Consider the following 12,088-nt stretch of genomic DNA (forward strand, 5'->3'; position numbering starts at 1 on the left):
TCTTCAATATGCTAGCCTTTTGAATAAAAACTAGTAATAAACTTCATATTACTACTTCTTATCCATTAGCAAGTAAGTAATCCATTTATTTTCAAAACGAATCTTATCTTATTCTACAGAGAAGATGAAAGAATACACTGGTTGGTTTCCAGCATGTACTTCTACTTCTGCATCTTCAAATTTCTCTTCTACAAATTCAACTAACTCCGCTACTTCTTCATCAGTTGCATCTTCCCCTTGTAGAATCGTTACGATTTCAGAATCTTCATCAATAAGCGCTTCTAGTAATTGCTTCGCAGCTCCTACCTTTTCAGCATTTGTAGATACAATTTTCCCATCTGCAATACACATGAAATCATCTTTTTGAATTGCTACACCATCAATTTCCGTATCACGTACAGCATACGTAATTTGACCTGTTTTCACATGAGATAAAGCTTCTTGCATGTTTTCTTCATTCTCTTCTAACGTTCCAACTGGGTTAAATGCTAACATTGCTGCCATACCTTGAGGAACTGTTTTCGAACGAACAACAATAACTTCTTGATCTACAACTGATGCCGCTTGTTCTGCTGCCATTACAATATTTCCGTTATTCGGTAAAATAATGATTTTTTCAGCATTTGCTTCTTCAATTGCCTTCACGATATCCTCCGTACTTGGATTCATCGTTTGACCACCTTCGATAACTTTCGTTGCGCCAATGCTCTCAAATAAAGTTTTAATACCAGAACCCATAGCTACAGTTACGATACCATATGGTTGTTTTTCTTTCGATTGAGCTGGTTGCTCAGGAACCATAGTAGGTTCATCTAACAAAGCAGTATGCTGTTCACGCATATTTTCTACTTTAATCTTAATTAAACTACCGTATTTTTGCCCGTAGTTCATAGCGTCTCCAGGATGTTCTGCATGGATATGAACTTTTACAATTTCATCATCAGACACAACTAGTAGAGAATCACCATATACACTAATATCTTCACGGAATTTTTGTTCAGAGAAATTATGCTCTTTCACCTTTTCAGCCTCTAATTTCACCATGAACTCCGTACAATATCCATACTTAATATCTTCTGTACTCAATTGGCTTTGTACACTACGGTGATGTTCTGCGCGTACCATTTCATTCATAGATGGTTGCGTCGGTGCATCAGAAGAAATCGTTTCTCCTTTTAAGTCAGCTAAAAACCCTTCGTATACCACTACAAGACCTTTACCACCGCTATCTACAACGCCAACTTGTTTTAATACAGGTAATAAATCTGGCGTACGATTTAACGATGCGTTTGCTTCTTTCACAACGTCTTCCATAAACAAAACAAAGTCGCGCTGTTTTTTCGCAACTGTTACTGCATATTTACCCGTTTCTCTTGCAACCGTTAAAATCGTTCCTTCAATCGGTTTCATAACCGCTTTATAAGCCGCCTCTACTCCAGCTTCTAGTGCTGCAGCAAAATCAACTGTTGTTAATTCTTCTTTTTGTTCAATGGATTTAGAGAAACCACGGAACAACTGAGATAAAATAACTCCAGAGTTACCACGAGCTCCCATTAATAATCCTTTGGCTAAACTTACGCCGACTTTACCAGCATGCTGTGAAGGATTTGCTTTCACTTCACGCGCACCTGAAGTCATAGATAAGTTCATGTTTGTACCGGTATCGCCATCTGGAACTGGAAATACGTTTAATGCATCAACAAGCTGAACATTATTTGTTAAATTATTCGCTCCTTGCATGATCATTTGTGATAAACGTTTTCCATCAATTTTTTGAATTGACACAGATTTTCCTCCTTAATGCACATTACAAGTTTATTACTTTAACTCCTTGTACGTAGATGTTTACAGAATCTACTGCTAGTCCTACAGTTTGATCTAATGTATATTTCACTTTCGTCTGCACATTATGTGCCACTTCTGAAATTTTCGTACCATAGCTCACAATAATATACATATCAATATGTACTTCATCTTCATCTTTACGAACAATAACACCTCTAGTGAAGTTTTCTTTTCGTAAAATGTCTGTTAATCCATCTTTTAACTGATTTTTTGATGCCATACCTACGATACCGTAGCAATCTACCGCGGCACCTCCAGCAATTGTTGCAATTACATCTGTACTAATATCAATTTGACCGTACTTCGTTTTAATTTCAATTGACATCTCGTTTCCCCCTTCATAAATGGTGAAAGTGAGCTAGACTACTTTAGTTACTATCATATAATCTTTTTAAAGAAAATTCCATCGTTCTTTCTTTTCACTCTCATATTTTATGTTTTAAATTACACTTTTTTATGATGAGCAAAATAGTCCATTGTTATTATACAACATGTACCACTATAATATGTCAAGCAATTTTTATGGATTTCAACTTTTCTTCATTGACATATAGTGTCAAGTAAATTTTCTTGATTTCTTTTTTCTACGGTGTTGCATTCTCTTTTTAGTTGTGTTAAATTATAGTAGTGTTTTTAGCATCGCATAAAAGACTAACATTGAAAAATTACGTATGGTAAGGTATCAAGGGAGGGAAATATAAATGGCTCGTGTTTGTGCTATTACTGGAAGAAAAGCTCGTTCTGGTAACTCTCGTTCTCACGCAATGAACGCTACAAAACGTAAGTGGGGCGCTAACCTTCAAAAAGTTCGCGTACGCATCGACGGAAAAGTTCAACGTGTTTACGTTTCTGCTAGAGCATTAAAATCTGGCAAAATCGAACGTGTTTAATAATAAAAAAAAGAGCCGATAGGCTCTTTTTTTACTATAACAATGGAAAAAGCACCGGTGATAGGTGCTTTTTTTAATCTTTTTTGAAGGTATTTAACATTGCACGAACAATTCCACCAAGAAATTTAGGTAACTTAATTGTATAAAATCTCATGGTTTCCCTCCTAATCCCCATTACTCCACTTGGTCACTATATGATGTAAGGAGCAAAATTGTTTCTTCAATCAGTGCTTCTTATCAACATTAATATGCCAGAAGTAAATGAAAAAGTACCTTTTTCCTCAACGAGTTCGTTACTAATACAAAGTGTTGATCCCCACTCTATTGTTTTATTAGTAAGCGGGTACTTAAAACCAAACAATGTAATCCCTTCCACTATTTCAGTAACTGGTACAAAAGATACATAAGGAAAATTTTTATTTTCTTCAATTATATGTGTACCCACTTTTTTAACTGTTATTTCATTTTTATTGTCCACAATACACATTTCTATCTCTACTTCTAACCCTTTTAAAAGCATCTGTATATTTGCCAAACCGTGATCAAGCCTTCCACCGGTAGCACCAAAAATACGAATTAGTGCCGGCTTCTGTCCTAATGCCCAGTTAATTGCAATTTCTAAATCCGTTTGATCTTTTTCTCGCGGAACAATATGTAATTCGTTCGTTTGCTGTCCCATCCATACTAATTCTTCTTCGGTAACTGAATCGTAATCTCCAAACGCAACAGCCGGTGTAATCCCTTTCTTTAATAGACGGTATACTCCCCTATCAACCGCTGCCCACACTACTTCCTCATCCTCATATCGAGCAAAATCTGCACAATATTCCGAAGGTCCTCCTGCCAAAATATGAATAATCATTTTTTCTTCCCCTTCCATTGTAAAAAGGCAATCTGCCATTCGGTAGATTGCCTTTTTACATATTTTTACGCTATCCTATGAATACCTTACTAGGATAAAGTTCATCACTACCCACGAATTAAGCGAATTGCTTCACCGCGGTCTTTTTGATTGTATACTGCTGATCCAGCTACAAGTACATTTGCTCCTGCTTCCACACAAAGTCTTGCTGTTTCAGCATTTACACCACCATCAACTTCAATTTCTACTTCTAGATTGCGCTCTTTCACCATGTCTGCAACTTGTTTAATTTTCGGTAATACAGAATGGATAAACTTCTGTCCACCAAATCCAGGGTTTACTGTCATAAGTAATACCATATCTATATCTTCTAATACATGCTCAATTACTGAAACTGGCGTATGTGGATTTAATACAACGCCCGCTTTAATACCATGAGATTTAATTAACTGAATTGTACGATGTAGATGTGGACACGCCTCTACGTGAACAGTAATAATATCCGCTCCCGCTTGTGCGAAAGTCGGGATATAGTTATCAGGATTTTCAATCATTAAATGTACATCTAATGGTAATGATGTAATTGGACGGATAGCTTCTACAATTAACGGTCCAATCGTAATATTTGGTACGAAATGTCCATCCATTACGTCAACGTGAATGTAATCCGCTCCGCCCTTTTCTACATCTTTAATCTCTTCCCCTAATTTTGAAAAATCTGCTGATAAAATCGATGGTGCAATTTTAATCATAACTAATACCTCGGCTTTCTCTCTCTAATTTCTTCTACGAATTGTTTATAGTTCTTATAGCGATATTCTGTAATCTTCCCTTCTTCAACCGCAGCTTTCACCGCACATTTCGGTTCAGAAAGATGTGTACACCCTCTAAATTTACAGTATTGGCTCGCTTCTTTCAACTCTGGAAAACAATATGTAAGATCTTCTACTTCTATATCAATGAAATCTAGTGAACTAAAACCCGGTGTATCTGCTACTAGTCCACTCCCAATTGCAATTAATTCTACGTGTCTTGTCGTATGCTTCCCGCGTCCTAAATGGGAGGAAATATCATTTGTTTTCAGCTCTAATTCTGGACGTAGCACATTAAGCATTGAAGATTTCCCCACACCAGATTGACCCGCAACGACAGAAACACAATTTTCTAAGTATGGTTTTAATATATCAATACTTTCTGACGTATTAATAGAAGTAAATAAAACATCATAACCCATCTCACGATAATCATTCGCATAAGCTTCAACAGTTGCTTTCATCTTTTCATCTACTAAATCCATCTTGCTAATACAAATAATTGGCTTAATGTTATGATATTCAATCAGCACTAAAAATCGATCTAACAGTCCAGGATTAAAATCTGGTTCTACTGCAGAGAACACAAGGATCGCTTGATCGACATTAGCAATAGGAGGTCTAACAAGTTCATTTTTTCGATCAAACACTTCAAGCACATAACCTTCAGTTGGATTATCTGCCTGAAAAACAACTTGGTCTCCTACAAGTGGTGTAATTTTATTTTTTCTAAATACACCTCGTCCACGACATTGCGTAACCCCTTCTTCATGCTGCACGTAATAAAACCCACTTAAAGCTTTTATAATTTTTCCTTGTGGCATAGAATTCTCCTTTTTTGTATAAGGTGATGCTGAATTTAAAAATGAATGGATTTAAATTTTCTAAATAACGATTTCAAAACCTACCATATATACTTTCGCTAATATACATTAAATTTCCCATTAAATGCAAAAAAATATTTACAGCTGCATCACGTTACTAGCTTTTTGAATCATATATTTTTGCCTGCTATACCGTCCACTTTGTAGACAGCATAACAGGCAATAATAATAAGTAGACTTTCACTATTATTGAGTTGGATATGGTACTTCTTTATCAATAATCGTTACTCCATCTCGTACAATTTTATAGTGTCCCTTTGAACCTTCTTGAATTACAAATTCTAAAGAAATAGTCGCTGATTCAGTAATTGTTCTCGTTTCAACCGGTCTATCCATTTTTTGCTGCATGTCTTCTTTATAAATTTCTATTGTTTGCGGCTTTTTTTCACCTGTTACAGCAGGCTCATATGGGATAGAGATATTGTCCAATTTTACCGTTTTAGTCACTTTAGGCTTTTGACCATCAGAGATAATAATAGTTACTTTATCTCCCTCTTTTAATGGTGTACCTGGTTTTGGAAATTGCGAAATTACAAGTCCTTTTTCGACTGTATCTGAATACTCTCGTTTTATATCTGACGTTAGTTTTCTCTCATTCAAATAACCAGTTACACTATTTTCAGTCCACCCCGAAAAGTCACCTGGTCTAATTTGATAAGGACCTTTACTTACCCAGATTTTCAGTTCTTGCTCCGCTTCTATAACCATTTGATCAGGCGTCGGAATTTGCTCTACAATTTCACCTTTCGGCTTATCATTTTCAATATAATTTACTGTAACTTGTTTATATTTTTCTTCTAACTCAGCTTTTACACTCTCAAAGTTTTGCCCTGTGAAATTCGCCATCTTACTTTTCTTTTTCCCACCTGATTGATAGATAGTAATTTTAGCGTTTTCTTTTACGACTCTTCCTGCTACAGGGTCCGTTTTTATTACATCCCCAACTTCAACATCATCTGTATATACAATATTAGGCTCCGTCACCTCAAAGCCCTTTTCTACTAATGTATTTACAGCTGTCGTGTATTTCATACCAGCCACATCAGGAACTTTCACATCTTTCGGAATAAATAATCCTGGAATAACCGTAAGCGCTAATGTTATTCCTATTGCTAAAAATAAAAATGTTGAAATTAAAACTTTAAGCCACTTGTTACTCCGTTTTTTCTTCTTATCTAACTCAGCTGCTTCTGCTCTTATCGGTTCTTCCACCTTACTCCCTTTTAAAACAATCGTTTCATCACTTACATTTTCAAATAATTGTTCTTGTTGAATAATCGGAATCGCTTTCGTCGCTTCCATATCTTCTGGTATGTAAAACGGTTGCTCATTTATCCTCTCTGGATATAGCGCAGTTTCAATATCTCGCTTCATCGCATTGGCAGATTGATATCGATGGAACGGATCTTTTGCAGTTGCTTTTAATATAATATTTTCAACACTTTGCGGAATATTTTCATTCCATCTTTTTGGTGATGGGATTTCACTTTGTAAATGTTTTAAAGCTATAGCAACAGCAGATTCGCCAGAAAACGGTTGTCTTCCTGTTAACAATTCAAACATAACTATCCCAAGAGAATAGATATCTGATTGTTTATTTGCTATTCCGCCACGTGCCTGTTCTGGTGATAAATAATGGACTGAACCGAGCACTGAATTTGTATGTGTAATTGTTGTTGCACTTGTAGCTGTCGCAATTCCAAAATCTGTTACTTTTATTATTCCATCAGCTCGAATTAAAATATTGTGCGGCTTTATATCACGATGCACAATTTCAAAATGATGGGCGTGTGCCATAGCGGATGTTAACTGCTCCATAATATCAAGAGCTTCTCCTATAGGTAACATCCCTCGCTCAATTATGTATTGCTTCAATGTTTGTCCTGGTACATATTCCATGACAAGATAGTATATACCATCTTCTTCTCCGACATCATACATATTCACAATATTTGGATGCGACAACGTTGTAACAGACTGCGCTTCTCGATGGAAACGTTTAATAAACTCTTCGTTATTTGAGTAGTCGAGTCTTAATATTTTTACCGCTACATCTCGGCCAAGTATATCATCATGAGCTAAATATACATTGGCCATTCCGCCACCACCAATCATTTTCAGCAGCTTATAACGGTCATTTAAGCGTTTTCCAATCAGCACGTTGCACTTCACCTACTTTCGTTTGTCGAACCCGCATAATCAATAAGAACAAGTGTGATATTATCTTCTCCACCGCGATCATTTGCCAATTGAATGAGACACTGCCCTTTACCTTCAAGCTGTTCATTTAACTGTAAAATTTGTCGCATATCATCAATAGAAACTTTGTTTGATAACCCATCAGAGCAAAGAAGTAATTGATCATCTTCCTCAATCACCAACGTTTTAACATCTAACCCAACTTTTTCTTCTGTTCCTAATGCTCTTAATAACACATTCTTTTTCGGATGATACTCTGCGTCTTCCTTTGAAATTTCACCATGTTTCACAAGCTCATTTACAAGCGAATGATCTTCCGTTACTAGCGTCATTTCTCCTTCTGATACCATATAGCAACGACTATCTCCTATATGCCCTATTGTCACAAAGCTTGGTGTACAAACAGCTATTATAAGCGTTGTTCCCATACCATTACATTCTGCATTTTGCTGAGCATATTCATATATACGCTCATTAATAATCCCAACACTAGTATGTAACCATTGTTCTACTTTTTTCGGCTCATTCATATTATGTGTTTGCTTCCAATAATCATGGAATAATTGAATGGCCATCGAGCTAGCTACATCACCAGCTCGATGACCTCCCATTCCATCTGCTACTACCGCTAATACATTTCCATCTAAATTGTGAAAAACTCCTGCACTATCTTCATTATGTTGACGAACTTTTCCTTTATCCGATAGAAATACGGCTTTCATCTCGTCACCTCGTCTCTTCTTTGCGCTCCTTCGCACGCAACTGACCGCAGGCTGCATCAATATCATGACCTTGTTCACGGCGAATCGTTACATTCACTCCACGATCTTTTAACGTTTTTTCGAACAAGAAAATTTGTTCACGTGGCGTACGTACATAATCACGTTCAGGTACGTAGTTTACCGGAATCAAGTTCACATGACATTTTACACCTTTTAAGAGCGCAGCAAGCTCTTCAGCATGCTCTACTTGGTCATTTTCTCCTCCAAATAATCCATATTCAAAAGTAATACGACGCCCTGTTCTATTTACATAGTATTTAATAGCTTCCATTAAATCTGGTAATTTATAAGCACGGTTAATCGGCATTAATTTTGAACGTAATTCTGAGTTTGGAGCATGCAATGAAATCGCAAAATTAATTTGTAGATCTTCTTCAGCAAACTTATAAATTTTCGGGATAATTCCACTCGTCGAAACAGTCATATGTCTCGCACCAATATGAAGTCCTTTTTCATGGTTAATGATGCGTAAGAATCCCATTAAATTATCATAGTTATCAAATGGTTCTCCAATCCCCATAACAACAAGAGAACTTACACGTTCTTCTGTTTCATCAAGCGCACGCTGAACTTCTACTACTTGCGCTACGATTTCTCCAGCTTCTAGGTTTCGCTTTAATCCACCAAGTGTCGAAGCACAGAACGTACACCCAATACGACAACCAACTTGCGTTGTTACACAAATGGAATTTCCATATTCGTGTCGCATTAATACCGTTTCAATAGAATATCCGTCATATAATTGGAATAAGAATTTAATTGTTCCATCCGAAGACGTTTGTTTTACTAACGTTTTTAAAGTAGTAATATCAAAGGAATTCGACAATTTATCACGCAATCCTTTAGAAAGGTTTGACATATCCTCATAATTTTTTACACGTTTTTTATATAACCAATCAAAAATTTGTCCAGCACGGAACTTCGGTTCTCCTTGTTCCTTTAACCAATCTTGCATTTCATGAAGTTGTAAAGAGTAAATTGATGGTTTCTTCGTTTCTAAATTTTTCTTTTGTTTTCTTACAGTCGTTTCCATGATGCTACACCTTCTTCCTTAAACAAGCAATATAAAAGCCATCCGTCGCAAAATAATGCGGTAAAATTTGCACTTGACCTTCATCAATATACGGAGTTAATTTTTCTGGCATACGCTCTTTAAGCGTAGTATCCCATTCAAATTCAGGATGTTCTTGTAAAAATTTCTCTATTACTTGTTCATTTTCTATTTTCTCAATTGTGCACGTACTATAAACAAGACGACCGCCTTGTTTTAATAATGGTGCTATTTTTTCTAGTATTGCAATTTGAATCGTCGATAATCTTTCACTATCGCCTTTATCTTTTCCTAACTTAATATCAGGTTTACGTCTAATTACACCAAATCCAGAACACGGTGCATCTACCAATATTTTATCAAACGTTTCATTTGCAAAGTGCTCTTGCACTTTTCTAGCATCTAGCGCTTTAGTTTCGACATTTTCTAGACCAAGTCGCTCTGCTTGCTGTTTAATTAAACGTACTTTGTGTGCATGTAAATCAAGGGACATGACCTTACCAGTTCCCTTTAATCGTTCCGCGATATGCGTTGTTTTTCCGCCTGGAGCAGCACAACTATCAAGAACTGCATCTCCCGTATTCGGTTCTAAAGCGCGTGCTACAAGCATAGAACTTTCATCTTGAATAGAAAGAAATCCTTTTTTAAACGCTTCTGTATGCGCTACATTTCCTCTTTCAATCTGAATAGCATCATCTGATAAGTCACCACGTTTTGCTTCTATACCTTCACTTGCCAACAACTCAATCGCTTCTTCTACAGTTACCTTATCAACATTCACACGCGCTGTTGGTACAGGGGGTAACATGTTTACTTCGCACATTTTTTCTGCAGTTTCTAAACCGTATTCTGAAGTCCACTCTTGGACAAGCCAAACTGGATGACTTGTTGTAATTGCAAGACGTTCTACTGGATCCTTGATTTCATCTACAGAAGGTACACCTTCTCTCTGAATCGAACGTAATACACCGTTCACCATACCAGCAATTCCTTTATGCCCGCGACGCTTTGCAATCTCAACCGCTTCATGAATAGCCGCTCTTTCTGGCACTCGGTCTAAATAAATCATTTGATATAAAGATAAGCGAAGCAATACTCTTACCCACGCCTCAACCTTCTTTTTTAAAAAAGGCTGTAAATAATAATCTAATGTGTCACGACGTTGAATCGTTCCATATACAATTTCAGTTAATAAACCAATATCTTTTCTATCAATTGCACTTTTTTCAATTAGATTATTTAAAAGTAAGTTGCTATATGCACCACTTTTTTCCACTTGAATTAAACCATCAAGAGCTAATTCACGAACATTTTGTCTCATGCATTTTCTCCTAACTTCGTTCCAATTTCAGGTTTTGTTCCACGTAAAAATTGTGAACAACTCATACGCTTTTTACCAGAAGGTTGCAATTCAGTAATTTTAACACCTGTTTCATTACTCGTTGCTACAACAAAACCATCTTCTTCGATTGCAACAATCGTACCTGCTTCAGCCGGTTCAGTTATAGGCACTTTTTCCCCCCACCATACTTTAACAACTTGTCCTGCTAATGTTGTATAAGCAACTGGCCATGGATTCAATCCGCGAATGTGATTGTATACTTCTTCACCTGTTTTTGTCCAATCAATTTTCTCTTGCTCACGTTTTATATTGTACGCAAACGTTACTTCTTCTTCGTTTTGTTTAATCGGTTCTAACTTACCTTGAATTAATAAAGGCACTGTTTTAGATAGAAGGTGTGCTCCTGCTTCACTTAATTTATCAAATAATGAGCCTGTCGTTTCACGCTCTTCAATTTCAACTTCCACTTGCGTTAAGATATCACCAGCATCCAATTTTTCTACCATATACATAATTGTAATACCTGTTTTTTCTTTACCTTCCATAATTGCATAATGAATTGGTGCACCACCACGAAGTTCAGGAAGTAAAGAAGCGTGAACATTAATACACCCATACTTTGGTGCTTCTAAAATTTCATTTGGTACAATCTGCCCAAATGCAGCTGTTACAATTAAATCTGGCTCTAATGCCAATACTTTTTCATATTCATCTTTTTCACGAATTTTTAACGGCTGTAACACAGGGATACCATGTTTTTCCGCTTCAACTTTAACAGGTGTAGGTGTTAATACCTTTTTTCTACCTACTGGACGATCAGGTTGCGTCACAACACCTACTACCTCATAGCCATCTTCAATAAGACGACGAAGCACCGGCACTGAAAAGTCCGGTGTTCCCATAAACACTACTTTTATCATTTAAAAACCGCTCCTTTTAACACCTATTCTAGTTCGTTTTCTTCATAATATCTTGTCACTTTCGATGTAAATAAAACACCGTGTAAATGATCAATTTCATGTTGAATTGCACGCGCTAAAAATCCTTCCGCTTCTAATAAGAATACTTTCCCACGGCGATTTTGCGCTCTTACTTTAATATAATCGGCACGTTCTACTTCACCATAAAGTCCCGGGAAGCTTAAACAGCCTTCGGGACCTACTTGTTCACCACGTTTTTCTAATATTGATGGATTGATTAACTCGATTTTCCCAGTATCATCATCTACATCAACAACCGCTACTTGCAAGCTTACACCTACTTGAGGCGCAGCTAAACCGACTCCGTCCGCAATTAACATTGTTTCATGCATATCTTTCAACAATTTCACTAACTTTTTATCAAAGTTAATTACTCTTTCGCATGGTGTTTCTAACACTTCATTTGGATGCTTTATTATTTCTAAAACTGCCATATTTCCC

At 36.5% G+C, this 12,088-nt stretch carries 13 protein-coding genes; 1 reads left to right on the forward strand and 12 read right to left on the reverse strand.

All coding sequences use genetic code 11. The features are described from left to right. Window positions 1–108: 108 nt before the first annotated feature. On the reverse strand, window positions 109–1,785 hold the full coding sequence (locus V7S45_RS18850; RefSeq protein WP_000027129.1) for a DAK2 domain-containing protein: 1,677 nt from the start codon (window positions 1,783–1,785) through the stop codon (window positions 109–111). Window positions 1,786–1,807: 22 nt separating this feature from the next. Beyond that, window positions 1,808–2,170, reverse strand: coding sequence for an Asp23/Gls24 family envelope stress response protein (locus V7S45_RS18855; protein WP_000021109.1), 363 nt, complete (start codon window positions 2,168–2,170; stop codon window positions 1,808–1,810). Between the two features lie 376 nt (window positions 2,171–2,546). Here V7S45_RS18855 and rpmB point away from each other — a divergent pair, with 376 nt between their 5' ends. Continuing rightward, a complete protein-coding gene (gene rpmB / locus V7S45_RS18860) occupies window positions 2,547–2,735 on the forward strand; it encodes a 50S ribosomal protein L28 (RefSeq protein WP_000124776.1) in 189 nt (62 codons plus the stop codon). Between the two features lie 73 nt (window positions 2,736–2,808). On the opposite strand, the gene spoVM is transcribed toward rpmB, so the two are convergent. From spoVM to def, 10 genes are all read right to left on the reverse strand, one after another. Further along, window positions 2,809–2,889 (reverse strand): stage V sporulation protein SpoVM, encoded by an 81-nt coding sequence (spoVM, locus tag V7S45_RS18865; protein WP_001213599.1) that lies wholly within the window; start codon window positions 2,887–2,889, stop codon window positions 2,809–2,811. Between the two features lie 66 nt (window positions 2,890–2,955). Continuing rightward, complete coding sequence (locus V7S45_RS18870; protein ID WP_002026234.1) at window positions 2,956–3,636, reverse strand: thiamine diphosphokinase; 681 nt, start codon at window positions 3,634–3,636, stop codon at window positions 2,956–2,958. Between the two features lie 68 nt (window positions 3,637–3,704). Beyond that, the gene (gene rpe / locus V7S45_RS18875) at window positions 3,705–4,349 is read right to left on the reverse strand and encodes a ribulose-phosphate 3-epimerase (RefSeq protein WP_071741402.1); all 645 of its coding nucleotides are present in this window, start codon (window positions 4,347–4,349) and stop codon (window positions 3,705–3,707) included. A 2-nt stretch (window positions 4,350–4,351) separates the two neighbouring features. Beyond that, window positions 4,352–5,233: a ribosome small subunit-dependent GTPase A gene (rsgA, locus tag V7S45_RS18880; RefSeq protein WP_001135536.1), complete on the reverse strand. Its 882-nt coding sequence runs from the start codon at window positions 5,231–5,233 to the stop codon at window positions 4,352–4,354. A gap of 246 nt (window positions 5,234–5,479) precedes the next feature. Next, window positions 5,480–7,453 (reverse strand): Stk1 family PASTA domain-containing Ser/Thr kinase, encoded by a 1,974-nt coding sequence (gene pknB / locus V7S45_RS18885; RefSeq protein WP_000904747.1) that lies wholly within the window; start codon window positions 7,451–7,453, stop codon window positions 5,480–5,482. Between the two features lie 8 nt (window positions 7,454–7,461). Next, complete coding sequence (locus V7S45_RS18890) at window positions 7,462–8,214, reverse strand: Stp1/IreP family PP2C-type Ser/Thr phosphatase (protein ID WP_000648703.1); 753 nt, start codon at window positions 8,212–8,214, stop codon at window positions 7,462–7,464. Between the two features lie 4 nt (window positions 8,215–8,218). Next, complete coding sequence (rlmN, locus tag V7S45_RS18895) at window positions 8,219–9,307, reverse strand: 23S rRNA (adenine(2503)-C(2))-methyltransferase RlmN (RefSeq protein WP_000450540.1); 1,089 nt, start codon at window positions 9,305–9,307, stop codon at window positions 8,219–8,221. 4 nt (window positions 9,308–9,311) lie between these two features. Next, a complete protein-coding gene (gene rsmB, locus V7S45_RS18900; RefSeq protein WP_001249666.1) occupies window positions 9,312–10,646 on the reverse strand; it encodes a 16S rRNA (cytosine(967)-C(5))-methyltransferase RsmB in 1,335 nt (444 codons plus the stop codon). Next, a complete protein-coding gene (gene fmt / locus V7S45_RS18905) occupies window positions 10,643–11,587 on the reverse strand; it encodes a methionyl-tRNA formyltransferase (RefSeq protein ID WP_000598804.1) in 945 nt (314 codons plus the stop codon). Before fmt ends, rsmB begins: the two co-directional genes overlap by 4 nt. Before the next feature lie 23 nt (window positions 11,588–11,610). After that, entirely contained in the window at window positions 11,611–12,081 is a 471-nt protein-coding gene (gene def / locus V7S45_RS18910; RefSeq protein WP_000279455.1) for a peptide deformylase, read from the reverse strand. Between the last annotated feature and the right edge of the window lie 7 nt (window positions 12,082–12,088).

Source organism: Bacillus sp. BR3(2024) (assembly GCF_039134555.1).
GTDB lineage: Bacteria > Bacillota > Bacilli > Bacillales > Bacillaceae_G > Bacillus_A > Bacillus_A cereus.